At 65.8% G+C, this 25,692-nt stretch carries 28 protein-coding genes, 1 tRNA gene and 2 pseudogenes; 15 read left to right on the forward strand and 16 right to left on the reverse strand.

The annotated features are described in order from the left end of the window. The gene (locus LKE06_RS18690; protein WP_228000522.1) at positions 1-1,620 is read left to right on the forward strand and encodes a GMC family oxidoreductase; all 1,620 of its coding nucleotides are present in this window, start codon (positions 1-3) and stop codon (positions 1,618-1,620) included. Positions 1,621-1,823: 203 nt separating this feature from the next. On the opposite strand, the gene LKE06_RS18695 is transcribed toward LKE06_RS18690, so the two are convergent. Further along, positions 1,824-2,081, reverse strand: coding sequence for a hypothetical protein (locus tag LKE06_RS18695; RefSeq protein WP_228000692.1), 258 nt, complete (start codon positions 2,079-2,081; stop codon positions 1,824-1,826). Between LKE06_RS18695 and LKE06_RS18700 the strand changes: the two genes are divergently transcribed. From LKE06_RS18700 to LKE06_RS18720, 3 genes and pseudogenes are all read left to right on the forward strand, one after another. Further along, complete coding sequence (locus LKE06_RS18700; RefSeq protein WP_308188393.1) at positions 2,013-2,354, forward strand: MmyB family transcriptional regulator; 342 nt, start codon at positions 2,013-2,015, stop codon at positions 2,352-2,354. The two genes, LKE06_RS18695 and LKE06_RS18700, sit on opposite strands and share 69 nt — an antisense overlap. A 68-nt stretch (positions 2,355-2,422) precedes the next feature. Then, positions 2,423-3,578: pseudogene (locus LKE06_RS33265) on the forward strand (IS3 family transposase). Between the two features lie 54 nt (positions 3,579-3,632). Then, a pseudogene (locus LKE06_RS18720) lies at positions 3,633-4,628 on the forward strand (recombinase family protein); the annotation flags it as partial. 22 nt (positions 4,629-4,650) lie between these two features. Here the strand turns inward: LKE06_RS18720 and LKE06_RS18725 are convergent. Continuing rightward, positions 4,651-4,735, reverse strand: a tRNA-Leu gene (locus LKE06_RS18725). A 176-nt stretch (positions 4,736-4,911) separates the two neighbouring features. Between LKE06_RS18725 and LKE06_RS18730 the strand changes: the two genes are divergently transcribed. Continuing rightward, positions 4,912-5,295 (forward strand): winged helix-turn-helix transcriptional regulator, encoded by a 384-nt coding sequence (locus tag LKE06_RS18730; RefSeq protein ID WP_228000524.1) that lies wholly within the window; start codon positions 4,912-4,914, stop codon positions 5,293-5,295. Between the two features lie 48 nt (positions 5,296-5,343). Here LKE06_RS18730 and LKE06_RS18735 read toward each other — a convergent pair whose 3' ends face one another. Beyond that, the gene (locus tag LKE06_RS18735; protein WP_228000525.1) at positions 5,344-5,595 is read right to left on the reverse strand and encodes a hypothetical protein; all 252 of its coding nucleotides are present in this window, start codon (positions 5,593-5,595) and stop codon (positions 5,344-5,346) included. 213 nt (positions 5,596-5,808) lie between these two features. On the opposite strand from LKE06_RS18735, the gene LKE06_RS18740 reads away from it, so the two are divergent. Together LKE06_RS18740 and LKE06_RS18745 are read left to right on the forward strand one after the other, a co-directional pair. Then, entirely contained in the window at positions 5,809-7,170 is a 1,362-nt protein-coding gene (locus tag LKE06_RS18740; protein ID WP_308188383.1) for a M20/M25/M40 family metallo-hydrolase, read from the forward strand. 34 nt (positions 7,171-7,204) lie between these two features. After that, entirely contained in the window at positions 7,205-7,735 is a 531-nt protein-coding gene (locus LKE06_RS18745; RefSeq protein WP_228000526.1) for a YbhB/YbcL family Raf kinase inhibitor-like protein, read from the forward strand. A 57-nt stretch (positions 7,736-7,792) separates the two neighbouring features. On the opposite strand, the gene LKE06_RS18750 is transcribed toward LKE06_RS18745, so the two are convergent. The 4 genes from LKE06_RS18750 to LKE06_RS18765 all read right to left on the reverse strand — a co-directional run bounded on the left by LKE06_RS18750 (position 7,793) and on the right by LKE06_RS18765 (position 11,252). Further along, the gene (locus LKE06_RS18750; RefSeq protein ID WP_228000527.1) at positions 7,793-9,622 is read right to left on the reverse strand and encodes an AMP-dependent synthetase/ligase; all 1,830 of its coding nucleotides are present in this window, start codon (positions 9,620-9,622) and stop codon (positions 7,793-7,795) included. Between the two features lie 319 nt (positions 9,623-9,941). Then, a complete protein-coding gene (locus tag LKE06_RS18755; RefSeq protein ID WP_228000528.1) occupies positions 9,942-10,415 on the reverse strand; it encodes a TIGR03618 family F420-dependent PPOX class oxidoreductase in 474 nt (157 codons plus the stop codon). 5 nt (positions 10,416-10,420) lie between these two features. Then, positions 10,421-10,687, reverse strand: coding sequence for a hypothetical protein (locus LKE06_RS18760; RefSeq protein ID WP_228000529.1), 267 nt, complete (start codon positions 10,685-10,687; stop codon positions 10,421-10,423). Positions 10,688-10,766: 79 nt separating this feature from the next. Next, positions 10,767-11,252 (reverse strand): MarR family winged helix-turn-helix transcriptional regulator, encoded by a 486-nt coding sequence (locus tag LKE06_RS18765; RefSeq protein ID WP_228000530.1) that lies wholly within the window; start codon positions 11,250-11,252, stop codon positions 10,767-10,769. A 249-nt stretch (positions 11,253-11,501) separates the two neighbouring features. Between LKE06_RS18765 and LKE06_RS18770 the strand changes: the two genes are divergently transcribed. Further along, positions 11,502-11,654 (forward strand): hypothetical protein, encoded by a 153-nt coding sequence (locus tag LKE06_RS18770; protein ID WP_228000531.1) that lies wholly within the window; start codon positions 11,502-11,504, stop codon positions 11,652-11,654. 73 nt (positions 11,655-11,727) lie between these two features. Here the strand turns inward: LKE06_RS18770 and LKE06_RS18775 are convergent, their stop codons facing one another. The 3 genes from LKE06_RS18775 to LKE06_RS18785 all read right to left on the reverse strand — a co-directional run bounded on the left by LKE06_RS18775 (position 11,728) and on the right by LKE06_RS18785 (position 14,926). Then, on the reverse strand, positions 11,728-12,423 hold the full coding sequence (locus LKE06_RS18775; protein WP_228000532.1) for a GTP cyclohydrolase II: 696 nt from the start codon (positions 12,421-12,423) through the stop codon (positions 11,728-11,730). 150 nt (positions 12,424-12,573) lie between these two features. After that, complete coding sequence (locus LKE06_RS18780) at positions 12,574-13,365, reverse strand: GTP cyclohydrolase II (protein ID WP_228000533.1); 792 nt, start codon at positions 13,363-13,365, stop codon at positions 12,574-12,576. 67 nt (positions 13,366-13,432) lie between these two features. Further along, positions 13,433-14,926, reverse strand: coding sequence for a PfkB family carbohydrate kinase (locus tag LKE06_RS18785; protein ID WP_228000534.1), 1,494 nt, complete (start codon positions 14,924-14,926; stop codon positions 13,433-13,435). A 448-nt stretch (positions 14,927-15,374) separates the two neighbouring features. On the opposite strand from LKE06_RS18785, the gene LKE06_RS18790 reads away from it, so the two are divergent. Genes LKE06_RS18790 through LKE06_RS18800 form a run of 3 tightly spaced genes read left to right on the forward strand, consistent with a single transcriptional unit; the run spans position 15,375 to position 16,341 of the window. Next, a complete protein-coding gene (locus LKE06_RS18790; RefSeq protein ID WP_228000535.1) occupies positions 15,375-15,653 on the forward strand; it encodes a hypothetical protein in 279 nt (92 codons plus the stop codon). After that, positions 15,650-15,934 carry a hypothetical protein gene (locus tag LKE06_RS18795; RefSeq protein ID WP_228000536.1) on the forward strand — a complete coding sequence of 95 codons (285 nt, stop codon included), beginning with the start codon at positions 15,650-15,652 and terminating at the stop codon, positions 15,932-15,934. Before LKE06_RS18790 ends, LKE06_RS18795 begins: the two co-directional genes overlap by 4 nt. Next, entirely contained in the window at positions 15,931-16,341 is a 411-nt protein-coding gene (locus tag LKE06_RS18800) for a hypothetical protein (protein ID WP_228000537.1), read from the forward strand. The genes LKE06_RS18795 and LKE06_RS18800 overlap by 4 nt, the downstream gene beginning before the upstream one ends. A 70-nt stretch (positions 16,342-16,411) precedes the next feature. Here LKE06_RS18800 and LKE06_RS18805 read toward each other — a convergent pair whose 3' ends face one another. From LKE06_RS18805 to LKE06_RS18815, 3 genes are read right to left on the reverse strand one after another with little or no spacing between them, the layout of a single operon-like run. Next, positions 16,412-17,506: a quinone-dependent dihydroorotate dehydrogenase gene (locus tag LKE06_RS18805; RefSeq protein ID WP_228000538.1), complete on the reverse strand. Its 1,095-nt coding sequence runs from the start codon at positions 17,504-17,506 to the stop codon at positions 16,412-16,414. A gap of 4 nt (positions 17,507-17,510) precedes the next feature. Beyond that, a complete protein-coding gene (locus LKE06_RS18810) occupies positions 17,511-17,792 on the reverse strand; it encodes a DUF5703 family protein (RefSeq protein WP_228000676.1) in 282 nt (93 codons plus the stop codon). Then, the gene (locus tag LKE06_RS18815) at positions 17,792-18,838 is read right to left on the reverse strand and encodes a YncE family protein (RefSeq protein ID WP_228000539.1); all 1,047 of its coding nucleotides are present in this window, start codon (positions 18,836-18,838) and stop codon (positions 17,792-17,794) included. The genes LKE06_RS18810 and LKE06_RS18815 overlap by 1 nt, the downstream gene beginning before the upstream one ends. Before the next feature lie 163 nt (positions 18,839-19,001). Between LKE06_RS18815 and LKE06_RS18820 the strand changes: the two genes are divergently transcribed. Genes LKE06_RS18820 through LKE06_RS18835 form a run of 4 tightly spaced genes read left to right on the forward strand, consistent with a single transcriptional unit; the run spans position 19,002 to position 22,386 of the window. Further along, complete coding sequence (locus LKE06_RS18820; protein ID WP_228000540.1) at positions 19,002-19,358, forward strand: hypothetical protein; 357 nt, start codon at positions 19,002-19,004, stop codon at positions 19,356-19,358. Then, positions 19,359-19,898 carry a WKL family lipoprotein gene (locus LKE06_RS18825; protein ID WP_228000541.1) on the forward strand — a complete coding sequence of 180 codons (540 nt, stop codon included), beginning with the start codon at positions 19,359-19,361 and terminating at the stop codon, positions 19,896-19,898. It begins immediately after the preceding gene. Continuing rightward, positions 19,898-21,991, forward strand: coding sequence for an MMPL family transporter (locus LKE06_RS18830; protein WP_228000542.1), 2,094 nt, complete (start codon positions 19,898-19,900; stop codon positions 21,989-21,991). The genes LKE06_RS18825 and LKE06_RS18830 overlap by 1 nt, the downstream gene beginning before the upstream one ends. Positions 21,992-22,023: 32 nt before the next feature. Then, complete coding sequence (locus LKE06_RS18835; protein ID WP_228000543.1) at positions 22,024-22,386, forward strand: YrdB family protein; 363 nt, start codon at positions 22,024-22,026, stop codon at positions 22,384-22,386. Between the two features lie 49 nt (positions 22,387-22,435). On the opposite strand, the gene LKE06_RS18840 is transcribed toward LKE06_RS18835, so the two are convergent. From LKE06_RS18840 to LKE06_RS18850, 3 genes are all read right to left on the reverse strand, one after another. Continuing rightward, positions 22,436-23,296 carry a heme ABC transporter ATP-binding protein gene (locus tag LKE06_RS18840; RefSeq protein ID WP_228000544.1) on the reverse strand — a complete coding sequence of 287 codons (861 nt, stop codon included), beginning with the start codon at positions 23,294-23,296 and terminating at the stop codon, positions 22,436-22,438. A gap of 32 nt (positions 23,297-23,328) precedes the next feature. Beyond that, entirely contained in the window at positions 23,329-24,402 is a 1,074-nt protein-coding gene (locus LKE06_RS18845; protein ID WP_228000677.1) for a FecCD family ABC transporter permease, read from the reverse strand. A 211-nt stretch (positions 24,403-24,613) separates the two neighbouring features. After that, the gene (locus LKE06_RS18850; RefSeq protein ID WP_228000545.1) at positions 24,614-25,690 is read right to left on the reverse strand and encodes a heme/hemin ABC transporter substrate-binding protein; all 1,077 of its coding nucleotides are present in this window, start codon (positions 25,688-25,690) and stop codon (positions 24,614-24,616) included. Positions 25,691-25,692: the final 2 nt, after the last annotated feature.

Raw genomic sequence — 25,692 nt, forward strand, 5'->3', positions numbered from 1 at the left:
ATGAGTATCCACCCTGAACAGGCCGATGCCGCGGCGACCGCGACCTCGCATTGGCTCGCACTCGCCGACCACATGGACGACGGTGCCACGTTCGATTACATCGTGTGCGGCGCCGGTTCGTCCGGTTCCGTTCTCGCCGGCAGGCTCGCGGCCGATCCGGCCGTCACGGTACTGCTTGTTGAGAGCGGCGGCGACGACGATGACGAGCGTGTCCGCGATCCCGACCTGTGGCCGGCCAACCTCGGCAGCGAGCGGACCTGGGACCACGTCACGGAGCCGAACCAGCATCTGAACGGGCGCCGGCTCGCTTACGCCACCGGCCGTGGGCTGGGCGGGGGAGGTGCCATCAACGCGGGTGTGTGGGCCCGTGGCCACCGGAGCGACTGGGACTTCTACGCCGAGACCGCGGGCGATTCCGCGTGGGGCTACTCGCACGTACTGGAGCACTACCGCGGCATCGAGGACTGGCAGGGCGCGCCCGACCCCGAGCGCCGGGGGACCGGCGGGCCGATGCGGATACGACCGTCGCAGGACGTGCATCCGCTCTTCACCGCCTTCCTCGACGGCGCCGAGGCCGCCGGCATCCCCCGATTCGACAGCGCCAACGGGGTCCTGATGGAGGCGAACTCCGGTGGCGCCGTGCGGGACGAGAACATCCACGACGGTGTACGGCAGACCCCCTTCCGTCGCTACGTCGCCGACCGTGTGGGGCAGCCGAACCTCACGGTCCTGCCGCGCACGACGGTCTCCCGTGTCCTGTTCTCCTCAGGCCGGGCCCGCGGCGTCGAGCTCGTGCGCGACGGCAGGCCGCTGCGCGTCAACGCGTCGCACGAGGTGGTGCTGTCGCTGGGCGCGCTCGGCACCCCGGCCGTGCTCATGCGGTCCGGGATCGGGGACGCGGACGAACTGCGGAACCTGGGCATCCTGGTGGTCCAGCACCTGCCCGGCGTCGGCCGCAACCTTGACGACCACATACGCCTGCCCTGCATGTGGGAGGCGACGGACGTGCCGCTGCCGGTGCCCACACGCAGCCAGACCGTCTGCTTCTGGCAGGACGAAACACGGCCGGGCGCACCGGAGTTCGTCATGTACGTCTCGCCGGCGCCATCCGTCTCCCCCGAGAGCGCGGCGCAGTACCCGCCGCCCGAGCGGTGTTTCACCCTGATGCCTGCCATGCGCCTGCGCGGCGGCAGCCGCGGCCGGGTCCGCCTGGCGAACACGGACCCGATGGCCGGACCGCGCATCGAGACGAACTTCCTCGCCGACCCCGACGACGTGCGCTCGGCCCTGTCCGCCGTCGCCATGGCCCGGGAGATCGGCAACTCCGTGGCGCTCCGCCCGTTCGTCGAACGGGAGGTGTCCCCGGCGTCCTTCGCGACAGACACGGTGGAGATGTTTGTGCGGAACGCCGTGGAGACCTACTGGCACCAGAGCGGTACGTCCCGGATGGGGCGGGACGAGGGAGCCGTGGTGGACGCGAGGCTCAAGGTGCACGGCATCGAGGGCCTGCGCGTCGCCGACGCCTCGGTGCTGCCCCACGTGACGGTCGCCAACACCATGGCCCCTTCCATGGTGGTCGGCGAGCGGGCAGCCGAGATTCTCGCGGCCGAACAGAGCTGAGATGACGAGCAGTGCCGAGATGAAAGGCCGTCCTCAGAGGCAGGGTGATCAGGCGGCGCCGTCGCAGGCGGTGGCGGCGGATTTGTCCTGCCAGGCTGCGAGGTCGTCCTGAAGGCTGCGGACCTTGACCAGCGGGCGCTCGATCGCGTCGCGGCCCAGGGCCGGCTGCCGGGGGAGCCTGTCCCCGCTGGTGGCCTCGTGAATCAGGGCGGCGCCCTTGACCGGGTCACCGAGTCGGTGTGGTTGGCGGTGCCGATCCACTCCAGGGTGGCGTGGGCGGGTGTGCCGCCGTAGGCGGGGATGCGCCTGGCTGCGGTCGACAGGGAGTTGGTGCCGAGGAAGTCGGTGCGGAAGACGCCGGGTTCCACGACCACGCTCTCGCCGGACGCCTGATCACCGACTTCCGGGCGCTCCCCGCGGCCGAACGGAACCAGGCCCGCTTCGTCTTCCTCGACCCGCACGCGCGCGAGCTGTACCGGGACTGGCCCCGCGTCGCCGCGGACACCGCCGCCATGCTCCGCCTCGACGCGGGCCGCCACCCGGACGACCCCGCCCTGAGTCACCTGGTTGATGAGCTGTCCATACACAGCAAGGAATTCAGCCGGTTCTGGGCGGACAACAAAGTCCACCGGCGCACGACCGACACCAAGGGCTACCACCACCCCCTTGTGGGTGAGCTCACCGTCACCTACCAGGCCCTCACTCCCGTAGACGACCCGGACCAGATCCTCTGAGGTGCCCGGTCCCCTCCGGACAGTGACCCCTCGTAGGGTGGTTACGGGAATTGAGAGGGAAACTGTTCGTGGGTCATCAGAGGAGAAAGTACTCGCCCGAATATAAGGACGAGGCTGTGAAAATGGTTCTCGAGAGCTCGGGCCGGTCGATCGCGGCGGTCGCGCGGGATCTGGGAATCAATGAGGGAACGCTCACCAATTGGGTGGCGCTGTACCGGAAGAAGCATCCGGTCGAAGAGGAACCGCTGACGATATCCGAGCGTGCCCGCTTGCGGGAGCTGGAGCGGGAGAACCGGGAATTGCGCATGAAGGCGGACTTCTTGGAAAAAGCGGCCGCCTTCTTCGCGAGTCACCAGCAGTGAAATACGAATACATTGCGGATATGGACGCGGAGAAGGCGTATCCGGTCGCCTTCATGTGCAAGAACATGAGGGTGTCGAGATCCGGTTATTACGAATGGTATGACCGACCGGTCTCGGAAACCAGGAAATGGCGCGAGGATATGAAGCTGATGATCCGGGCTGTCTTCGACGACAGCTACGGAACCTACGGGCATCGGCGCATCCATGCGGTGCTGGTGGCCTCGGGTCACGCAGTGGACGACGACATTGTACGCAAGCTCATGCGGGAGCTGGATTTGGTGCCCTGCCAGCCGAAGCCATGGCGGCCGGCCACCACCGAGGCCGACATCGGTCACCGGATCCCCGACCTCGTGCAACGCGACTTCACCGCCGCCGCGCCGGGTGAGAAATTCGTCTCCGATATCACGTATATCCGGACGGCTTGGATTCCAGCAGTCGTTGCAACACCGACGATGCGAGGTTGGCGTTGGCTGCGCGGAAATATACTGCGGCGGAGAAGGATCGGTTTTTCGAGGTTCTGGATCGTGGTGGCACGATTCGCGCTGCAGCTATATTCCACAGCGACCGCGGCTCGAACTACACCAGCTATGATTTCGGGAAGAAACTGAAGAAGATGAACATGCGTCAGTCCGTCGGCCGCACCGGAGTATGCTGGGACAGCTGTATGGCGGAATCGTTCTTCGGCACCCTGAAGGACGAATGGCTGCACCGAGTGTCATTTACCACCCGCGACCAGGCGCGGCGTGCGGTTGTGGAATATATCGAGACATTCTACAATCGGAATCGTCTTCACTCGGGACTCGGCTACAAGGCGCCACTACAGGTCCACGCCGATTATCTGAACCGGCAGGCAGCAGCATGAAATAACCCTTCGGGATGCTGTCCGGAAAACGCCGGGCCCCTCAAATATCTTTCGGGGATAGGTGTTTTCGCGATTGCGCAACGACTGACTGCGGATCGGGTGCCATCGCCGTCGGCCAACGACAGGAAGCGCAATCCCCACCGAACGACGATCGCGTGGCCGAAGAGCGCCGTGCGAGTGATCCTGACCAACCCGCGCTGCACCGGTTACGAAGTGTGGAACAAACAACGCAAGCAGGAGTCGCTGATCGATGTCGATGATGTCGCGCTGGGGCATCAGACGAAGCTCACATGGAATCCCCAGAGCGACTGGGTATTCTCCGATCATCCCGTCCACGAAGCGCTGATCACGAAGAACACCTTCGAACAGGTTCGCCTTCGGCTTGCATCGCGCGGCCCCCGGTCGACCGGGCGGGAAATCACGCGCCACCTACACCCGTACGGGTTCAAGGGCATGATGTTCCATGAAGAGTGTGGGCGACGGATGCAGGGCAACTGGAACCACGGTATCGCTCACTATCGCTGCCGGTATCCCTCGGAATACGCCATCGCGAACCTCATCGACCATCCGCCTTCGGTATACGTGCGCGAAGATGCGTTCATCGAACAGGTCGACACCTGGCTGGCCGACGTGTTCCAGGCCGACCGGATCGAACACTCGCTGCGGATGCTGGAGGAGTCGCAACAGACCAGTCGACTAACGCTGGACCCACCACCGGGTTCCCTGGCCGAGTGTGAGCGGAAGCTGGCTCGACATCGTGCCGCGTTGGAAGCCGGCGCAGATCCTGTTCTTGTCGCCCAATGGATTCGAGAAGTTCAGCAGGAACGACGGTTAGCGGAAGCGCAGATCACGGCCAGTAACCGACGACCCGAACACAACCGTCGGATGACCCGAAACGAAATCAAAGAGGGGGGGAAGCATCTCGGCGGGCTGACAAGTGTTTTGCGAACCGCCGATGTTCGCGACAAGTGGGAGGCGTACCAACAACTAGGTCTGAAGCTGACCTATAGCCACGAAAAACGGGTGGTTACGGTTGAAGCTGAACCGTAACCACCCGTGGGCGTACTGGTTGTGTCCGGAGGGGGACTTGAACCCCCACGCCCGTTAAAGGGCACTAGCACCTCAAGCTAGCGCGTCTGCCATTCCGCCACCCGGACCGGTGATGCTCAGCAAGATTATCGGATGTGGACGTGTGGACCAAATCGTGCGTCTAGCTGGTGATTCTCGGATGGTTTGCCGATGTGCGGACTCCGGGGGTGGTCGTTGCTTGACGGGGTGGTGGTACTTACTATCCGGCTTGGCGGTTCCGGTGGGTTGTGAGTGAGGTCGGGTGATGGGCGAGAAGCGATCTGGGCCGTATTTCTGCGGGATCGACGCGGCGATGGATGTGATCGGCGGGAAGTGGAAGTCGCTGATCGCGTGGGAGCTGGAGACTCATGGGGTGCGGCGGTTCGGTGAACTGCGGCGCGGGCTGGTGGGGGTGTCGGAGAAGATGCTGATCCAGCAGCTGCGGGAGCTGGAGGAGGACGGGATTGTGGACCGTGAGGTCTATCCCGAGGTGCCGCCGCGCGTCGAGTATCGGCTGACCGAGTTGGGTTCAGCGTTGAATGCCGCGCTGGCGCCGCTCGGCGTGTGGGGACGTGAACGCATCGACCGGATCGGCGCAGCCCGCGTCCACGGTTCACTGGAACCCGAGGAAGGCGCAACAGACAGCTGAAACAACGAAACCCCCAGGCACGCTGGGGGTTTCGGTAATCGTTTGAACTTATGGCCGGCTGAACTCGCCGCCGTTCACGCCTGCGGTGAAAGCAGCCCAGCGGATGATGATGTTCGAGCCCTCTTGGATGATCGCCATCAAGCTGCCCCCATAGTCGTTGATTGGGCCCCGGCCGCCGGTAATGGATGCGGCGCGGGCAGGTTTGCGGCGCAACGGAATCCGCGATTCTTTACGGTGCCGGGATTTCGCCATCAGCTCCAGCAGGCTGGCGCCGGATTCGCCGCGGTGGGTGAGGAACACCGGTCCGCGGCCATGATCTGCGCACTCCGATAACTACGGCCGCGCGGGCGCGGTGGGTTCGCCGCGCCATCGGCAAGGATTTGCGATCGCATCCGCCGCCTGCCTGTCGCTGTGCGATTGCCCACCACAGGCGGTAGCCTTCCGCGAGCGCGGCAACGGCGTGGCCGTGGGGACGACGTTTGGGCACGGCGGGCAGGTGGTAGGAAAGGGTACGTGTCAGCAACTGGCGAGGGATCCGGCCCGAATGAACGCACACACGCGGTGTCGGAGGTAGTGGAACTGGTCAGTAAGCTGATCCAGTTCGACACCTCCAATACCGGCGATTTGGCGACCACCAAAGGGGAGCGCGAGTGTGCGCAGTGGGTGGCCGATCAACTGCATGAGGCGGGCTACACCACCGAGTATGTGGAATCCGGCGCGCCGGGGCGTGGGAATGTGTTCGCCCGCCTGGCCGGCGCCGATTCCAGTCGTGGCGCGTTGATGATCCATGGTCACCTGGATGTGGTGCCTGCCGAGGCCGCCGATTGGAGTGTGCATCCCTTCTCCGGCGCGGTCCGCGACGGTTATGTGTGGGGTCGCGGCGCGATCGATATGAAAGACATGGTCGGCATGATGCTGGCGATCGCGCGCCAGTTCAAGATCGAGGGGACGGTGCCGCCGCGCGATATCGTGTTCGCGTTCCTTGCCGATGAGGAGAACGGCGGCAAGTGGGGATCGCAGTGGCTGGCCGACAACCGGCCCGACCTGTTCGAGGGGATCACCGAAGCGGTGGGGGAGGTCGGCGGGTTCTCGTTGACGGTCCCGCGCCCCGACGGCACCGAACGCAGGCTTTATCTGGTGGAGACCGCGGAGAAGGGGCTGGGCTGGATGCGGTTGCGCGCCAAAGCGCGCGCCGGGCACGGATCCTTCCTGCATGAGGACAATGCGGTCACCATTCTGGCCGCCGCGGTGGCCAGGCTCGGGAAACACACCTTCCCGCTGGTGCTTTCGGATTCGGTCGCCGAATTCCTGGCGGCGGTCGCGGAGGAGACGGGTCTGGAATTCGATCCGTCCAGCCCGGATATCGAGGGCCAGCTCGCGAAGCTGGGCACCATCTCTCGCATTATCGGTGCCACACTGCGCGATACCGCGAACCCGACGATGCTGCAGGCCGGATACAAGGCGAATGTCATCCCGCAGACCGCGGAGGCGGTGGTGGACTGCCGGGTGGTGCCGGGACGTCAGGCCGCGTTCGAACGCGAAGTGGACGAATTGATCGGCCCGGATGTCGAACGCGAGTGGATCACCAAACTCGATTCCTACGAAACGACATTTGACGGTCACCTCGTCGACGCTATGAACGACGCGATCCTGGCGCATGATCCGCAGGGCCGCACCGTGCCCTACATGCTCTCCGGTGGTACCGACGCAAAGGCTTTCGCCCGCTTGGGTATTCGCTGCTTCGGCTTCGCGCCGTTGCAGCTTCCGCCGGATCTGGACTTCACGGCGCTGTTCCACGGCGTGGACGAACGGGTGCCGGTGGACGCGCTCGAATTCGGCACCCAGGTGCTGGAACATTTTTTGTTGCACAGCTGAATCAATCCCGGAATCACATCCCCGAGAGGATCTCATGACCTACAACCCCTACGACGCGCTCCCGCAGGTGCCGACCTTCACAGTGACCTCCGAGGACATCACGCCCGGCGAGTCGCTTCGCGATGACCAGGTCAGTGAATTCTTCGGCGTCGTCGGTGGGAAGGACATCTCCCCGCAGCTGTCGTGGTCCGGATTTCCAGAGGAGACAAAGAGTTTCGCGGTCACGGTGTACGACCCGGACGCGCCGACCGGGTCGGGTTTCTGGCACTGGGCGGTCGCCAATATTCCGGTGACGATCACGGAGTTGCCATCGGGCGCGGGTAGCGCGGGCGGCACGTTGCCCGAGGGTGCGATGAATCTGCGCAATGACGGGTCGTTTCCCGGTTTCGTCGGTGCCGCGCCGCCCTCGGGGCATGGACCGCACCGGTATTTCGTGGTGGTGCACGCGGTCGACGTGGAGAATCTCGAGGTCAGCGAGGACGCGACGCCCGCGTTCCTCGGTTTCAACCTGTTCTTCCACACCCTCGCCCGCGCGACTGTGATCGGCACCTACGAGGTGAAGTAGCGTCGAAAAATGATTGTGGCCCTGAGCGAAACACTCAGGGCCACAATCATTTCAGACCTAAGGCACGTTCACGACCGTGTCGGGCAGCGGGTTGGCGTAGAGCGCGACGATCTCCTCGGCGTATTTGGCGACGATCGGGGAGCGCTTGAGCTTCATAGTCGGGGTGAGTTCGTCCCCGCCGGGCTCCCACGCCGCAGCCACCAGGGTGAACCGTTTGATCTGTTCGACCCTCGACAGTTTCATGTTGCCCGCCTTGATGGCGGTGAGCACCTCGTCGATGAGTTCTCGGCGGGTGGCCAGTGTCGCGGCGTCGGCGTCGGGTACGCCAAGCGCCTTGGCTCGCAGCGCGGCGACGTCGGGGTCTAGCACGATCAAGGCCGAGATGAACGGCTTGGCGTCACCGATCGCGACCACCTGGCCGATCAGTGAGGACGCGGCCTTCATGGCGTTCTCGATATTTGTCGGCGCGATATTCTTGCCCGACTCGTTGATGATCAGTTCCTTCTTGCGGTCCACGATGCGGACGTAGCCGTCGGCGTCGATGGTGGCGATATCCCCGGTCGCCAGCCAGCCGCCGGAATCGAGGGCGTCGGCGGTCTTCTGGGGTTCCTTGCGGTAGCCGTGGGTGACGATCGGGCCCCGCACCAGCAGTTCACCGTCCTCGCCCAGCCGCAGCTCGACCCCCTCGACCGCGCGCCCGACCGATCCGGGGCGTGGTTTGTCGAGTTCGGTGTAGGTGACGACACCAGTGGTTTCGGACATGCCCCACACCTCGGAAACGGTGAAGCCGAGCCCGAGGAAGTATTCGAGCGTTTCGCCCGGAATGGCGGCCGCACCGGAGGCGGCGACGCGCAGTTCGTCGAGACCGAGGGCGTGGCGCAGCTTCGAGAGCACGAGGGTCTCGGCGAGCCGGTACTGAACATCGAGCAGCAGCCCACGGCTCTTGCCCGCCAGATCCGCCCGTGCCGCGGCGATACCGGTCGCGACGGCCCAGTTGGCGAGTGCCTTCTTCACCGGGCTCGGTTCGGTAGCGAGCTTGCCGTCGATTCCGGCCTTGATCTTCTGCCAGACCCGTGGCACACCGAAGAACGTGGTGGGTCGCACTTCCGGCAGTGCGGCAGCGATCTCACGCGGGTCCGGGACGGTGGTGATCTGGACGCCGGTGAGCAGGTTGATGCAATGCCCGGAAATTCGGTCGGCGACATGCGCGGCGGGCAGGTAGGACACGGAGCGGTCGTCCAGCCCGACCTCGAGCGGCCCCTCGACCAACGCGATGACCTCCGCGATAACGTTGCGGTGGGTGATCTCGACGCCCTTGGATGGGCCGGTGGTGCCCGAGGTGTAGATGATTGTGGCCAGATCGTCGGGTTCGACGGCCTGCCAGGCGGCCTCGAAATCGAAGTCGGGCGCGGGGTTCGACTCGAGATCGGCGAGGGTGGTGGCGCCCTCGGCGGGGCCGTCCACGACGATCACCTGGTCGATCGGGGCCTCGGCGCTGTTGATGACACCGAGGAATGCCTGCTCGGTGACCACGACTTTGTTCTCGGCGTTGGTGAACAGGTGCGCGATCTGCTCAGGGGAGCTGGTGTTGTAGACCGAGAACGGTGCCGCGCCCAAATGCAGTGCGGCGGTGTCGATCAGGTTGAACTCGGGCCGGTTGGTGAGCATGATCCCGACGGTGTCACCGCGGCCGACACCGAGCGCCGCGAGTCCCGACGCGATGGCGCGAACGCGCTCACCGTACTCCCGCCACGTGATTTCCTGGGTGCCGCCGACGGTCCGCAATGCGACCTGATCCGGTCGCAGCGTCACCGTCTCCTGAAACGCCGCAGGCACCGTGTAGACCGTCTTGCCCGATTTGTGCGCATATCCGACTGCTGTTGTCATCTTCCCGTTCCCGATATCTCCGGCATGAACCGAACCACAGGCATACACACCCGGGGTACGGTTCGGGACCCGATTTTGACATGGTGTATCAAAATTTATGTCAGTGTCTCACGGATCGCGTGGCGGCGAGTGGCGTAGTTCACTCATGGTAGCCAGCAGAAGCGGATCGCGGCGGTCCTTGGGGCGCCGGTAAGAATCAAGGTTGGCGCACGGTGAGCCACATTTTCGGGAGCCTCGCACCACCCGCGAAGGCCGGCACGTAGACGCCCACCCGGAACCTGCGGCCCCGAGGACTGCGATTGCCTGCCGCCCCTTATCTCTAGGTGGGGATGTCCAGGGCCGTGCCGTACAGGTGTGAGACTCGCAGCCTGATCACTACGCGCCGTTCGTTCACCAATTGCCGAAGGAAGGCGGCCTCCTCCGCCGAGTCCTGGAAGCCTGGGACGAGCGCCAGCAGTTCCCGGCCGGTCGCATCCCCTGGCTCCGTGGTCACCTCTGACACCTCCGCATCGCCCTCGGCGACGGCGAACGACCAGATATCCGGCCCGTTCACGTGCAGGGCGAGGCGAGGGTTGTTGCGTACGTGACGCGCCTTGAGCCGGTCGCTCGTGGTGGAGATCCGGATGATCCGCTCGACGGGATCCCAGCGGTAGAGGACGGTGGACAGATGGGGGTGGCCGCTGCGCTTGACGGTGGCCAGCACGCCGAACTGCTGGTCGCCGAGCAGCCGGGTGAGTTCCTCATCGGTGAGGATCCGCGGCGCGGGGCCGGAGCCCGTCTCGTTGTCGGTCACGTGAATCAGCCCTTGCCTTGTGTTAGTTGTGCCTGTTGGTTGTTTGTGCTGGTTGAGAGGGTGGTCAGGCGGCCGGCCAGCAGGAGCAGCCCGCCGAAGGCGATCAGGTAGGAGTTGACGGTCCAGCTGAGCCTGGCGGGCGAGAAGCCCAGATCCCGCTGGATGGCCGGCATCGCCACGGTCACGATGCTGCCGTCCAGGATCGTCATCAGCATCACGGCCGACAGCAGGGTGAGCGCCGGCCAGCGCGATCGGGGTGCGGTATGTGACATGAGGTTTCTCCTGCTCCATAGAGGGACAGGAGAGACCGTAGCAGATAGTTTTGTTGCAGACGATCCGTTGTAGATCTATTTAGGCTCTCTGTCGAACCCGCCGCACCGCTTGCGGTGTTTCGACTGGGGTCGCCAAATGTCCCGTGACCAGGCGATTCATTGCACGCAAGAGCGCCCCACACTCATCCTCCGGTAGCGCACCCAAGGCCGCCCTGTGCACGCCGTCGACGATCGCCTGGCTCCTCCCGGCCACCTCCGCACCCTTCGGCGTGACGGCGATGATCCGGGCTCGCCGGTCCGTACTGGACGGGCGACGCTCGGCCAGACCCGCCTTCTCCAGAGCGTCGACGGTGACCACCATCGTGGTCTTGTCCATGTCGCCGAGTTCGACGAGCTGGATTTGCGTGCGCTCCTCTTCCAGGGCGTGAACGAGCACGCAGTGCATGCGCGCCGTCAGCCCGATCTCGGCCAGCGCGGCCGCCATCCGGGTTCGCAGCACGTGGCCGGCATGGTCCAGCAGGAACGACAGGTCCGGTTCGGTACGGGCGGGCGCCATCGCAGTCATACCCGCAGCCTAGCAACTAGCTCCGTTCCGGATTATCTACTTCCTTCCCATATTGGAGCGAGAGGTGGCGCGCAGGTTCGTATCCGCTGCGGGATTCACGCATCCGACGCCGAACCCAGGGCGCTCGCGGTGAGAGTTCTTCGGCGAGAGTGAACCGAGGGTGGTTACGCCGACCGGACAGAACGCAGGCGCACGTGACCGCCACCCACCTGCCTTCGCGAGGCGGCGCGACGGGTTGGAGGAGCTGCCTTGCGAGATCGGACGACGGGGGACGCGCCCGCGCCTCCGAGGTGTGCGGCCGCTACGCCGAGGACCCTCGACCTGCGCCTGGACGACGAGCATGTCCGCATCCACGGCAAGGGCGGCAGCGTACGGACCGTGCTGCTGGACGACTGCGGCTAAGTTGCCCTGCTGAAGCTGGTCACAAGATCAACGCCGTTTGGTCTGGTGACACGATTCTTACCGGCACCCCTCCTTAGGGCAACCGCAGACGCAACCGCCGCGAGCGCCGCGACAGCGGGAGCAACCACCCTCGCCAGTGGCCCGCACGCCGTGTGCGCACGGTGACCAACTCCAGCGGCAGCATGTGGCCGCGCCGGCGGCGTTTGGCCTCGAGGTATCGGCGCGCACGATCGTTGCGTGGTCGGGTCACCAGCGGCACCACCGTCACGGCGATGCCGTGTTCGCGCACCGCACGCACCTTGTCCGGATTGTTGGTCAGCAGCCGCACCGACCGCAGCCCGAGCGTGACCAGCGCCTCGGCCGCGAGCCGATAGGAGCGCATATCGACGCTCAAACCGAGTCGTTCGTAGCTGTCGAAGGTGTCGACACCGAGTTGTTCGCTGGTGCGCAGCCCGCGCGCCTTGTTGACCAGTCCGGCGCCGCGCCCCTCCTGTTCGAGGTAGACCAGCACGCCGCGCCCGGCCGCTTGGATGAGGTCCATGGACTTCTCGAGCTCCGGTCCACAATCACAGTCGTCGGATTGCAGTACGTCCCCGTAGAGGCAGCGGGAGTGGATCCGCACCAGTGCGCCATCGGTGACGTGTCCGAACAGCAGGGCGTGGCCGCCGTCGTCGCTGCCGGGAATGGGCATCACCCGCACATCGACCTCGCGACCCTTGCGAGTGAGCCGATGTCCGGTTTCAGCGAGGCGGCGCGCTGCTTTGGCCATGCTCCTCCCATGCAAGGTGCAGCGGTCGAACGGACCGTGAAATCGTCGGTCCCACAATCCATATGATAGCCGCAGGCCATGCCGGGGGACACCGAGGAGGCGAGGAACCCCGGATCGGGTGCGCCTCGGGTGTGTGGTCGGGTAGCGGTTTCAGTGCCGCGAACGCTGTCGCCAGCTGTGGGGGAGGCGGGGGGTGTGGCGGGTGATCCACCCCCGCAGATTGTCGCGTGGTGGTTTCGCGGTTGTGGGGGTGCCTGGTGGTGTGTCTGGTTGCCAGTCGGTGGGGGCCCATGGTGCGGTGTCGGTGGGGATCCAGTGGTGTCTGTGGTGGCGTTTGGCTTCGAGGTAGGCGGCGGCGCGGGTGCTCAGTGGGCGGGTGCTCAAGGGTAGGACGGTGACGGTGAGGCCGGCGGTGCGGATGTCGTCGGCTTTGGCGGGGTTGTTGGTGAGTAGTTGCACCGACCGCAGGCCGAGTTCGAGCAGGCTTTGGGCGGCGTGGGTGTAGGTGCGTGCGTCGACGGGGTAGCCGAGTGTCTCGTAGCTGGTGAAGGTGTCGGTGCCGGATTGTTCGCTTTCGCGGTAGCCGCGTGCTTTGGCGACCAGGCCGGCGCCGCGGCCTTCTTGTTCGAGGTACACCAGGACTCCTGATCCGGCGGTTTGGATCATGTCCATGGCTTTGTCGAGTTCGGGTCCGCAGTCGCAGTCCTGGGAGCCGAGGGCGTCGCCGTAGAGGCATCGTGAATGGATTCGGACCAGGGCGTTGTCGGTGAGTTCACCGAATATCAGGACGTGTCCGTATTCGGCGCCCCCGGCGACTTCCATGACACGAACCCGCAGCTCGAGCCCGTTACGGGTGAACCGATGCGCGGTGTCATCGGGCAATGGGGCAACCGTGTTCGACGTGGCCGGAAACCCGGGCCGCATCGGATTCGCGATGGTCACGCGGTGACCTTAGCCGATGTGCTGTATCCGGTAGGTAACACCACGAAAAGATCGGATGCGTCCATTGTCAGCGGCCGCCCGCGTAGCGTTCGACGATCTCGTCGATATCCGCGGTGAGTGGCATCGTGCTGGGCACATCGCCGAGTTTCTGGGTCAGCAGCATCGCCGCGGTGGCCCAGTCCAGGTCTTTTGCCTGTAGCGGTCCGTCCGAGGCGACCACCCGGTAGGCCAGCGCGGCCGAGAACGCGGCCGCGGCACCGGGCGCATTCTTCAATGCGCGGGGGTAATGCGTGATGTCGGCGCTGAGGTAGTCCGAACGCATCTCGCACCGAAATCCACCCACGGTGCACACCGCCCGCACTCCGAGCCCGCGTAACCGTCCAGCGACGTCCTCACTGGAGGCAGTCGTGACATCCGGGATCATTTTCGCGAGCTCCTCGGCGGATCCGACCAGGTAGTCGACCATATGCAAATATCGGTAAAGGTCCTGTGGCACTGGAAGATTCGGCGTCGGGCAGACAATCAACCGAGGCTTGGGCCGCAGCGCGGAAACCATCTCCAGCACCTGTTCGACGACACCGACGGCATGTTCGAAGGTCAGCAGCACGACATCGGAGCCACCGATGGCAGCGCGCGCGTCCGGACGCAGCAGATCGGCCGCCTCCAGCCGGACGCGGTGGTTCTGACAACCGATCAACGCCATCTCCCCGTTCGCGGTGGTGATCACCGCGGTGATCGGCGATGGCGCGAGCGGAACGGACTTGATCAGCTCCGAATGAACTCCGGCGTGATCGAGGTATTCCAGTATGCGACGGCCGTTTTCATCATCGCCGAGCGCGGAGATGATGTGTACCTCGAGGCCGAGGCGGGCCGCGGCCACCGCACGATTGAGTCCTTTGCCGCCGGGATGCTCCTCGAAGATGCCGTGCGCGGGTGCGTCGACCGACGGATGGCGGTCCACTCGATAGAGGTGGTCGATGACCGCGTCGCCGACCACCGTGACCCGCCCGGCGCGTGGCTGCGAATCCGTGAGGGATACAACAATTTTCGGGGTTGGACCTGGCGCGGGAATAGTGTAGCTGCGGTCACCGGCGAGCAGGCCGGCCAATGCGGTGAACGCCTCATGTTCCGAGGAGGTCCGCAGCCGTTTCACCGTGGGAGCTTCCGGAACGACCTCGGCTCCCAGCGAATCATGCAACCGCTGCCACTGCTCGGCGAGATACTCACGGCGCTGGCCGAGGTTCTCCGCATATAAACGCTCGAGATCGATTCCGTCAGGAGAACTTTCACGCAAAAGGCCAAGCGAGAGCGCCGCGTCGGCAATCAGGCGATCGGTCGGCTGCAGCCTGCGCGCCATATCGCGAACGACCGGAATCACCGATTCCTCCGGCGCCGCGCCCGTGCGGTGCGCGCGCTGACGGACCACGACCAGTTCCAGCAGGGGGGCGACGTCGATCTCGGTGCTACGCAGGCGATCCGAACTCAAGCCCGAGTATTTACACAGCCGCGTGAGGATGTTGCGTATCGCGACCATGCGAGCGTCCTGCGGAAGGATTTGCACGCTCCGACCCTCCATGTGGCTGTTGCCGACTCGTTGTGCCGTCCGGCGAACTGCCCCTGCGGCGAGGTTTAGTGCGAGCAGATTCCGGCAATCCCCAACATACCCCGGCAATTGACCTTCATGAAGGGCAAATGCCACACTGAGTTCGACGATCTGATCGTCCACCAGACAACTCGGGAGGGCCTGGTGATGAGAGTGATTCTCTTGATGCGACATGCTCGGCGACGCGGCCACCACAGGGCAGGCGATTGCGATACCGAGTGGGCGAACGGCTTCCGTACGTCCGAACGACACCCACACACCTATCAGCCAACGTCGTCGCCCGCTCCGCTTTTCTCGATGGCAGCGAGCACCGGCCGACTCGGTTCCAGCGTCGGCGGGGACCCACCGCACCCCTGAACCGATCGGCGGTTGCGCGGCGGCGACTCCTCGGCCCGAGGAGGCATTCGTGACGATTTACGAAAGCAGCCGGTCGATGACCAGCAGCGTCACACCCGAGTGGGCGTGGCGGGCGGACCGCGACGAGCCGGCGTGGCAACTGAGCTGGTTACCCAAACAGCTGACGCGCGAACAAGCGCTGGCCGGGATGCAACTGCAGGAAATCCTCAGCCGTCCCGATCCGGCATCGGACCCTGACGCACACGCGCAGGCCGGTGCACTCGGTATCACCGTGCAACAGGCGTTGAGCCTGCTGCACCAGCGGATCCTCGATAGGAGGCATTCGTGACCAGCTGCGTCACCGACTGGTCGATGAGCAGCGACCCAACAGCGGAGTCGGCCCACCAGCCGGCGGACAGGTGGACGAAATCGTGGCGGCCGAGTTGGCTGCCCCACCATCTGGTCACTCGCGAACAAGCACTGGCAGGGATGGATCTCGCAGAGATCTTCGGCACCCCGCATTTCCGGCACGACTCGACGATCCCCGCTCGGGCCTTCTTCTGTGCCGGCCAACTCGGAATACCCCCAGAGCTCATCGGGCTCGAGCTGTTGCATCGGAGGCAGCCATGAATGTGCACATCACCGAATGGACCATGATCAGCGACATCACCCCCGAATCGGCATACCGGACCATCCGGTCGGGAGATGCGGTCTGGCGGCTGAGCTGGCTGCCCGACCAGCTACTCACCCGGGCACAGGCACAGGCCGGCATGGAACTCGACGAAATCCTCAGCGACCCCAGCGGCGTGCACGACCGTCTCGCGCACTATGAAGCGGCACGGCGCGCGGACACGGTCGGCATCATTTGGCAACAGGCGGTAATCCTGTTGTTCAAGCGGATCGCGGGGCGCCTGCACCGCTCGGGCGAGACGTCGGATCAGCATGGGGCTCAGGGGGAACCGGTCGATACCGGTCGCACCCTGCACTCGGAAGGAATGTCGTTGCACCACACCGGACCACCGCGGGTCGTCGGCTGACACCTCGGCGCACACACGCCGACGGCGACGCGGCCCTGCCGGTCTTGTATCGGGTATCGGGGGGTGAGTCTCAGGCGCGTGGCGCGTGTTCGGCGCCGATGGCGTCGGCGATGTTCTTGTAGCCGTGCGCGCGCAGACGGTCGGCGAGCCCGCGGTGAATCCTGCGGGTCCAGAACGGGCCACCGTAGATGAAACCGGTATAGCCCTGCAGCAATGTCGCCCCGGCTAGGACACGTTCCCACGCTTGATCGGGGGTTTCGATGCCGCCGACGCTGATGAGCACGAGCCGCTCGCCGACACGGAGGTAGAGGCGGCGCAGCACTTCCAGGGAGCGCTCCGCGACCGGGGGGCCCGATAGGCCACCCGCACCCATGGCGGCGACCTCGGCGGCGTCGGTGTGCAGACTGTCGCGGCGGATGGTGGTGTTGGTGGCGACGATGCCGGCCAGCCTCAGTTCCACAGCGAGGTCGGCGACCGCGTCGATATCGTCGTCGGACAGGTCGGGGGCGATCTTCACCAGGACGGGCACCTCGACACTGTCGAGCACCGCTCGCAGCACCGGGCGCAGCGATTCGACCGCCTGTAGGTCCCGCAGGCCGGGGGTGTTGGGGGAGCTGACGTTGACGACAACGAAATCGGCGAGTGGACCGAGCAGCGCGGCGCTGATCGCGTAATCGGCCGCGGCGGCGTCGGGTTCGACGATCTTCGTCTTACCGATGTTCGCGCCGATCGGCACGGTGACACGGCCCGGCGCGGCGGCGCGGCGGCCGCGCAGTCGCTTCGCGGCCGCCGCCGCGCCGTGATTGTTGAAACCCATCCGGTTGATCAGGGCGCGGTCGGCGCGCAGCCGGAACAGTCGCGGCGCGGGGTTACCCGGCTGGGCCTGCGCGGTGACGGTGCCGATCTCGGCGAAACCGAAACCGAGTGGGCCCCAGGCATCGACACCGTCGGCGTTCTTGTCGAAACCGGCGGCCAGCCCCAACGGTGCCGGGAAGTCGACACCGAAGGCGGTGTTACGCAGGATCGGATCATCGCAGACCAGCACCTTCGACATCGCCCACCGCGTCGGGGCGAGACGATCGGCGAGTTTCATCACGGTGAAGACCAGATGGTGGATGCGTTCGGGCGGCAGCAGGAACATCAGGCGTAGCAGTAGTGCGTACATCGGTTCACATTCCCGGTTCGGGCTGGGGTAGCAGCGCGGTTTTGCGGCGGCGCAACAACACTCGGCGACTGCCGTCGGTGTAGGCACGCACGCGCGAGAGTTCCCAACCGCCGAATTCGGCCTGGATGGCCAGGCGCATCGATGCGGTCACCCGGTTCACCTCCGGAGGCAGTCGCAGTGGCACGTATTCATAGTCGTCACTGGAGGTTTCCCAGCTCGGGGGCAGTATGTTGCGCGGGCTCCGGCGCGATCGATGTTCCGGCGTTTCGGTATCCTTCGGCGCCATCATTGCCCTCTCTTGCGCTGGTCCGCGCGAATCCGCTGCAGACCGTCTCCGGTCGCGGACCCGACGAACAGGTCACCGGTGTGCTCATCGACGGTCACCGAATTCGGCTGCCGGACGGTCGGATACCGGCCGATCTCCTTCGGCATCCCCGTCGACAGATCGAATCCGACGACTTCGTTGCTCTGCGTGCACGTCACCCACACGGTGTCGGACCGCTGATCGTAGGCGAGCGCGTAAGGCGACGATGCTACGGGGAAACGCTGACGCAGCACGAGCGGTCCGGTGGTGTAGACCAGCAGTTCGTTACCGGCAGTGTCGGTGATGATGACCCGGCCGTAGTGGTCGGAGATCATATTGGTGGCACCGTCGCCCGCGCGCAGGGACAGACCGATCCGGTCTTTGTCCGTATCGATTTCGGTGAGGGAGGTTTGACGGCGGTCCAGCACGGCGATGCGGTCCTCGACCATCGCGAGCGCGTCGGCCGAGGCCAGGCCCGATACCGAGTCCCGCACATCGCCGCCGGCTGTGATGATGCGGACCTTGCCGTCTGCGGTCCCGACGACCAGGTCGCCATCCTCACGTCGCTGGACGGATCTGACGTCGCCCTCGACCGGGACCTCGCTGATCGCGCCGGTCGCGATGTCCACGCGGATGACCCGTCCCTGGGCGGGGACGAGGATTTCGCCGGGCGCGCCCTGCGCGATCGCCGCCGCGGGTGCGGGCAGCGCCACAGTGCGCAGGTCGGGGTTCGGTGTGCCCGAGGGGCCGATACGGGTGAGTGTCGCGGGGTCGATGATCATCAGCGCACCGCCCGCGTCGAGTGCGACCAGTTTCCCGGTGCCTGACTCGGCCAGCAGCCCGCCGATCGGTTTCGCCAGCGCGAACACCTCGCCGCCGGGCGGAGTGCTCATCCCGGGTGCGACGGCCGCGGTGGCCGGGTCACGGGTCGGCGCGACGGCGGTCCCCTTATCGGAGGAGCAGCCAACCAGCAGCACTAATGCCGCCACACCCGCAATCGCTGAGGAGACCGAGCCACGAGGGCGCATCCACCGAACTCCTTCTACCGCACTACCGACAAAATCAACCGCAACATGACCATCTGACCATGATGACGCACTGTGGCGGCGGACCGGGGTGGCGGCTCCAACTGAATGTGGGTGATCAGGGTTACGGTTAACTCCAATCAGCGTCCACCTCAGGGAGATCCGGTTGAAAGCCGACCATCCATCGGGATTTGCCATCGACGACATAACCGTTGGTCCGTTCGCGCACGGGTTCGGCACGACCGCCGACGGCCGACCATACGCGTTCCGCACGGTCCGGTCGACCGTTGAGCTGGAGATCTACCGCTGCGACCTGGACACCGACGTGCCCGGACCCGACGACGTCACCGCCGTCGCACAGGCCCGCGTCACCGATATCGACCTCGACGACGAACGCAGCGTCATCGCACTGGTCCGGGACATGATTCCGGACGCGGTGGCGGTCGAAGCGAACGCCGAGCGTGACGTGACGACCGTCCGGGCCCTGCTGGGCCGAATCAGTTCCGCCATCGATGGTATGTAGATGGTGATGCCAACCACACGATTCGCCCGTACCGCGCTGACCGCAGCAGCCTCCCTCACAGTGGCTTCGGCCGCGGCGTGCAGCACGGGACCGGACGAGGCGGCCATCGACGCCGCACGTTCGTCGGCCAATGCGTCGCTGTCCTCCTCGGTCGCCGCCTCCTCCAGCGCCGCACACCCACCGTTGCCGACCGCCGCCGAACTCGACGCCCAAATCAAACGCGCCCTCGACCCGGCACTGCCCGACAGCGAACGCACCGCCCTCATCGAGGACGGTGAAATCTTCAAAGACGCCATCCCGGACATGTACACGGCGCTGCGGGACAATCCGCACGCTGTCTACGGCGTCACCGATCCGGTGTTCGACAACCGCGACAGCACGCTGACCGCGACCATGCGCCTGGACAAGGACGGCACCGGTTCCGCGATCCGCACCACGGTGGTGCATTTCGTGCTCCTCGACGGGAAATGGAAGATCTCGCGCACCGACCTGTGCGGCATCCTGCGCTCCGCCGACTACCACACCCCTGCCTGCGGCTAATGCTCGACACCGGTCTGGCGCGGTGGGGCCATATCGTCTACCGCCACCGATACCTCGTCATCGCCGTCTTCACGCTCGCGGTTATCGCCTCGGGCTGGTACGGGCGCGACCTGGCAGACCGGCTGACCCAAGAGGGCTGGTTCGACGAGAGCAGCGAATCGGTCGCCGCGTCCAAAATCGCCGACGACACCTTCGGCCGCGACACCGACAGCGACATCATCGCCCTCTACACCGCACCCGAAGGCACCACCGTCGACGACCCGGCCGTGCGCGCCGCGGTGACCAGCGAACTCGAGCAACTGCTCACCACCCACCCCGACCGCGTCCAGAAGATCGACAGCTACTGGGACAGCCCCTTCGCCGCGCAAGCCACCGACGCCTCCCACACTCACGCCTTCGCCAGCATCGGTCTGCGCGGGGAGGGCACCGCCACCGTCGAGAACTACGCGGCGATCAAAGATGAACTCGGTGCCGGATCAGCGGGCGGCGGACCAGGCTGGACCACGGTGCAGCTGGCCGGGCTGCAACCGATCGTCGAAGGCATCAACCAGGGCATGCAGCACGACATCAAGCGCGCCGAGATCATCGCGTTGCCGGTCGTGGCGATCCTGCTGTATTTCGTGTTCGGCGGGGTCATCGGCGCACTACTGCCGGTACTCATCGGCGGCATGACCGTGCTGGGCACCCAGGGCACCGTGCGCGCGCTCACCGACCACATCGAAGTGAACGTATTCGCCAGCGCCGTAGTCACTTTGGTGAGCCTGGGACTGGCAATCGACTACGGACTGTTCACCGTGACCAGATTTCGCGAAGAACTCGCGTCGGGCCGCACCGTCGAGGAGGCGACCGCACGCACGGTCGCGACCGCGGGACGCACCGTGCTGTTCTCCGCGGCGATCATCGCCGTCAGCCTCGGCGCGTTGTTCATATTCCCCAACGGCGTACTGCGCTCGGTACCCTACGGCGGCATCAGCGCGGTGCTGTTGGCCGCGTTGCTGTCGGTGACCGCGCTACCGGCGGTGCTGAGCATTGTGGGCACACGAATCGACCTGTGGGGCTGGCATCGGTTCTCGCGCACCAAAACCGAGGCACAAATCGATGCCGGATTCTTCTCGCGGCTGGCGCAACGGGCGATGCGGCGGCCGTGGCTGGTGGCAGTACCGATCGTGCTGATACTGCTGGCGCTGAGCATCCCATTCCGCAATATCGAATTCGGCGCGTTGAGCGAACGCTATCTGGCCGAGGACAATTCGGCGCGCAGCGCCCAGGAACACTTCGACGAACTGTTCCCGAGTTTCCGCACCGAACCACTCAAACTCGTGGTGATCGGCGCTGATCCACAGCAGCTCAGCGACATTCGCTACGAAGCCAATCAAGTGCCCGGTCTCACCGGACGATTCGAACCCGGCGCGCCCACCAAGAACGATATGAATGTGCTCAACGCGGGACTGTCCGATAAACGCGACGCGGACACGGTGATCGCCGCCCTGCGAGCCATCCCGGAACCACCGGGCGTGGACATCATGGTTGCCGGGGTTCCCGCGCTCGAACGCGACAGCATCAACGGACTGCTCAACGGGCTGCCGATGCTGGCGGCGACCCTGGTGGTCGCGGCTCTCGCGCTCATGTATGTGGCGTTCCGATCGATGGTGCTAGCGCTCAAGGCCGTCGTCATGAGTGCCCTGAGCCTCGGCTCCACCCTGGGCATCCTGACCTGGGTCTTCGTGGAGGGGCACGGCGCCGGAACCTTCCATTTCACACCGGGACCGCTGATGTTCGCAGTGCTGGCACTGATCGTGACAGTGATCTTCGGGCTGTCCACCGACTACGAGGTGTTTCTGCTGTCGCGGATGGCCGAAGCCCGTGCGGGCGGCGCCGACCCACCCGAGGCGATCCGCTACGGCATCGCCCACACCGGCGGCGTCATCACCTCCGCCGCAGCGATCCTCATTGTCGTGACCGGCGCGTTCGGGTTCTCCGATCTGGTGCTGATGAAATACATCGCCTACGGCATGATCGCGGCACTGGTGATCGACGCGACGGTGATCCGCATGTTGCTGACGCCCGCCGTACTCAAACTGATCTGGCGCTGAGACAACCGGCGCCGAGCTGAAGGAGGACGACCGTGGGCGCGATCAAGGGCGCGAACCTGGCCCTGATGTTCCTGCTGGAACTGGGAGTGCTTGTCGGAGTATGCGTGTGGGGTTTCACGCTGCCGTCGGGTCCGATCACCCGGATCGTCGCCGGGGTGGGCACGCCCGCACTGTTCCTCATCATGTGGGCGCTGTTCGGTGCCGCGAAGGATGCACGGTTCCGGCTTGTCGGCGGGTGGCGTGTCGCCTTGGAGCTGCTGTGGTTCGGCGGCGGCGCACTGGCCTGGTACGAGGTAGCGGGATGGATGGCCGGGGTGGGCTTCTTCGCGTTGTGGACGATCACCGCTGTGGTGCGGGCCGGTTGGCAGGGCGGCCTGATCGTCGATGTGCCGTGACTGTCGCGAGAATCAGCCGCACGACCCCGGCTTCGGCCGAGTCCGGACCCTAGCGCCGGACCGGTAGCACGAGTTGGGCGCCGGTGACGGGATGGTCGAGGACCTCGACGGGATGTTGGTAGACGCGGCTGAGGAGTTCGGTGGTGAGTACCGCGCGAGGGGGGCCGTCGGCGGCGACACGGCCGGATTCCAGGACCGCGACGCGGTCGGCGTATGCGGCGGCGATGCCGAGGTCGTGCAGGACGACCACGACGGCGGCGCCGGCTTCGGCGCGAGCGGTGGCCAGGTGTAAGACCGCCTCTTGATGGCCCAGGTCGAGGGCGGCGGTGGGTTCGTCCAGCAGCAGCGTAGCGGTGTCCTGGGCGAGCACACGTGCGAGTGCAACACGGGCGCGTTCACCGCCCGAGAGGGTCGGAAACGCCCGGGCGGCAAGGTGTTCGACATCAGCGGCGCTCATGGCGGCGTCGATTTTCGTGTCGTCGAGCTCACGCAGTTCGGTACGCACCCATGGCGCACGTCCCATGGCGACGACCTCACGGGCGGTGAACGGGAACCCGACGATGTGACTCTGTGGCAGCACCGCCCGACGGCGAGCCATATCCAGCGGCGACCAGTCACCGACCGATCGGCCATCGAGTTCGACCGTCCCCTCGGAGGGGGCGAGTTCACCGGCCAGCGCGGCCAGCAACGTGGACTTCCCGGCACCATTGGGCCCAACCAACGCCACTACCTCCCCTGCGGCGACTTCGAAGTCCACTGCCTCGAGCACCCGGCGCGGCTGCGCGCCACCCACACGCCTGTCGACACTGACCCCCGCAGCGCACAGGGTGACGGTTCCACGCGGGGTCGGCTCCGGCAGATCGTGCCCGCGTGCAAACAGTCCACCGATCCCATGTCGAACGCCACTCATACCCGACCGTGCAGCCGGCAAACGGCCGCGCATCATGCCCAACCTCCGGCACGGGCTCGGGTGCGGCGCAGCAGCCAGAAGAAGAATGGGCCGCCGATCAGGGAGGTGAGCATGCCGAGGGGGAGATCGGCGTTGTCGACCAGGGAGCGGGCACCGACGTCGGCGGCCAGCAACACGACGGCGCCGATGATGGCGCTCAACGGGACGAGCACCCGGTGGCCGGGCCCAACGAGCATGCGCACCACATGCGGGACGATCAGGCCGACGAACAGGACGATACCGGTGAACGCGACACCGGCGGTGGCGAGGATCGCGACGACCACGATCACGTTGCGGCGCAGTCGTTCCACGTCGACACCGAGATGGCGTGCGGCGGATTCACCGAGTGCGAGCAGGTCCAGTCGAGGCCCGATCAGGACTGCGGCGAGGACACCGCACGCGGTGAGTGGGGCGACGACGCGCACCGCTTCCCAGGTGGCGCCGTTCAGACTGCCCAACTGCCAGAACACGATCTGATCGCGGGCGGCCGGTGAGGCAACGAACAACAGTAACGCGATCAGCCCACCCGCGAACGCGTTGATCGCGACACCGGTGAGCACCAGCGTGACAACCTCGGTACGACCATTCGAGCGCGACAGCAGATACACCAGCAGCGTGGTGGCCAAACCGGCGACGAACGCCGCCGCCGCGACCGACCAGGCGGCCACGAACGCGCCTCCCACCACGATGACCGTGCCCGCTCCGACCGCCGCACCCGCCGACACCCCGATCACACCGGGCTCGGCCAGTGGGTTGGCGAACACTCCCTGCAACAATGCACCCGCTGTCGCCAGCGCGGCCCCGACCAGCATGGCCAGCACCACACGCGGGAAACGCACCTGCCACAACGTCACCTCACCGGCGGGATGCGCGGGCATCGGCCCCCAATCCAACCCGATCCGATGCAGCACGCTGCCCGCCACCTCGGCGGGTGTGGTCGGCACCTGCCCGATTGCCGCGGAAGCCAACGCCAGCACAATCAGTGCCGCGATCGCGACAATGAAGACGATCGTGGTACGCGAACGCCCCCGACTCACGGGTGCGACCGGCCGTGGTTCGTGCGGCATCGCCTCGTCCGCTGTCGCACTCCCGGGTGCTTCGATACGTGGGGAGGCAGCGCTGCCGGGGGGCGATTCGTTCATGGCCGCACCCCACCCGTGCACGATTGCACCGTCACCGATGACGTTGTGCTCATAGCCGGCCCGCACGCACGCGTCCACCGACGATCGCTGGCGGTCTCGAAACTCGTTGCCCCGATGACGCGTTCGGTATCCGCGATCATGCCGGTTCGGTGCCGTACACGGCCTCACTGAGGGCAGAGATGACGCGGCCGGTATTGGGGCCGAAACTCAACAGCACCGCATCCGACATATCGACTATCCGTTTATTGCGGCCCGCCGGGGTTTGCGCGATGCCGGGCACCTTCTCCAAACCCTCGACGCCGCCGACGGATTTCAGTCCATCGGACATGACCAGCAGGACGTCGGGGGCGGCGCCGATCATGGCTTCACTGGTGATCGCGACGAATGGTTCTTTCAGTCCGGCCACGGCGCCCGCATCGTGTGCGCCGAGCGCGGCGATCAACGCGTCCGCACCCGAACCCGGTCCCGCCAGCATTGTGATGGCGCTGCTACGCAGATACAGGAAAGCGATGGTGAGCGGGGTGTCCTGTTTGGGGACCGCGGCGGTGGCGGTGGCGATCTCGTCACGGGTGCGTTGCGCGAGTTGCTGCCCGCGATCGGCGATGCCGAGCGCGCCCGCGACTGCCTCGATCTGCGGGATGACGCCGTCCATGGTGCGTTGCGGATCGAAGTAGATGACCGTGACACCCGCCGCGCGCAGCTGTTCACGCACTGCGGGTGCGGCGCTGGTGCTATCGGTGAGGAACACCGAAGGGCGCAGCGCCAGAATGGATTCCACGTTCAGCGAACCGCTACCACCGGTCACGTTGGGCAGGTTCTGCACGGCGGGGAAGGCGCCGGCGGTGCTGCGGCCGACGAGTTTCGATCCCATACCCAACGCCCACACCGTCTGGGTGAGGGTGCCGTAGCGGTCAGCGGCGATGATGCGACTCGTGTCGGTGACGGTGACTTCGGATCCATCGAACGAACGCACCGTCACCGGCAGCGCCGGTACGGGTTCCGGGCCGATCGGCACCGGATCCACATCCGTCAGCTTCGCGGTGGACTGTCCTTGCCGACCGGAGCTCACCGCATCGCCGCTGGTACCACACGCGGTAGCACCGACAAGCAGCAGCAGCGCCAGGACCGCCAGTACGGCGCGCCGCCCACCGGTTCGCGCACGGTCGACCCTACGCGCCGGATCAACCGCGGTCCTGGACGTCGCACACCTCATGC

Source organism: Nocardia australiensis (assembly GCF_020733705.1).
In the GTDB taxonomy this organism is placed as follows: Bacteria; Actinomycetota; Actinomycetes; order Mycobacteriales; family Mycobacteriaceae; genus Nocardia; species Nocardia australiensis.

Coding starts and splice junctions, on each gene's coding strand:
- LKE06_RS18750 (WP_228000527.1), bottom strand. CDS start 9,622: ATGACAACAGCAGTCGGATATGCGCACAAATCGGGCAAGACGGTCTAC.
- LKE06_RS18730 (WP_228000524.1), top strand. CDS start 4,912: ATGGGCGAGAAGCGATCTGGGCCGTATTTCTGCGGGATCGACGCGGCG.
- LKE06_RS18825 (WP_228000541.1), top strand. CDS start 19,359: ATGGTGATGCCAACCACACGATTCGCCCGTACCGCGCTGACCGCAGCA.
- LKE06_RS18810 (WP_228000676.1), bottom strand. CDS start 17,792: ATGGCGCCGAAGGATACCGAAACGCCGGAACATCGATCGCGCCGGAGC.
- LKE06_RS18800 (WP_228000537.1), top strand. CDS start 15,931: ATGAATGTGCACATCACCGAATGGACCATGATCAGCGACATCACCCCC.
- LKE06_RS18760 (WP_228000529.1), bottom strand. CDS start 10,687: ATGTCACATACCGCACCCCGATCGCGCTGGCCGGCGCTCACCCTGCTG.
- LKE06_RS18765 (WP_228000530.1), bottom strand. CDS start 11,252: ATGACTGCGATGGCGCCCGCCCGTACCGAACCGGACCTGTCGTTCCTG.
- LKE06_RS18815 (WP_228000539.1), bottom strand. CDS start 18,838: ATGCGCCCTCGTGGCTCGGTCTCCTCAGCGATTGCGGGTGTGGCGGCA.
- LKE06_RS18690 (WP_228000522.1), top strand. CDS start 1: ATGAGTATCCACCCTGAACAGGCCGATGCCGCGGCGACCGCGACCTCG.
- LKE06_RS18850 (WP_228000545.1), bottom strand. CDS start 25,690: ATGAGGTGTGCGACGTCCAGGACCGCGGTTGATCCGGCGCGTAGGGTC.
- LKE06_RS18745 (WP_228000526.1), top strand. CDS start 7,205: ATGACCTACAACCCCTACGACGCGCTCCCGCAGGTGCCGACCTTCACA.
- LKE06_RS18840 (WP_228000544.1), bottom strand. CDS start 23,296: ATGAGTGGCGTTCGACATGGGATCGGTGGACTGTTTGCACGCGGGCAC.
- LKE06_RS18845 (WP_228000677.1), bottom strand. CDS start 24,402: ATGCCGCACGAACCACGGCCGGTCGCACCCGTGAGTCGGGGGCGTTCG.
- LKE06_RS18830 (WP_228000542.1), top strand. CDS start 19,898: ATGCTCGACACCGGTCTGGCGCGGTGGGGCCATATCGTCTACCGCCAC.
- LKE06_RS18805 (WP_228000538.1), bottom strand. CDS start 17,506: ATGTACGCACTACTGCTACGCCTGATGTTCCTGCTGCCGCCCGAACGC.
- LKE06_RS18775 (WP_228000532.1), bottom strand. CDS start 12,423: ATGGCCAAAGCAGCGCGCCGCCTCGCTGAAACCGGACATCGGCTCACT.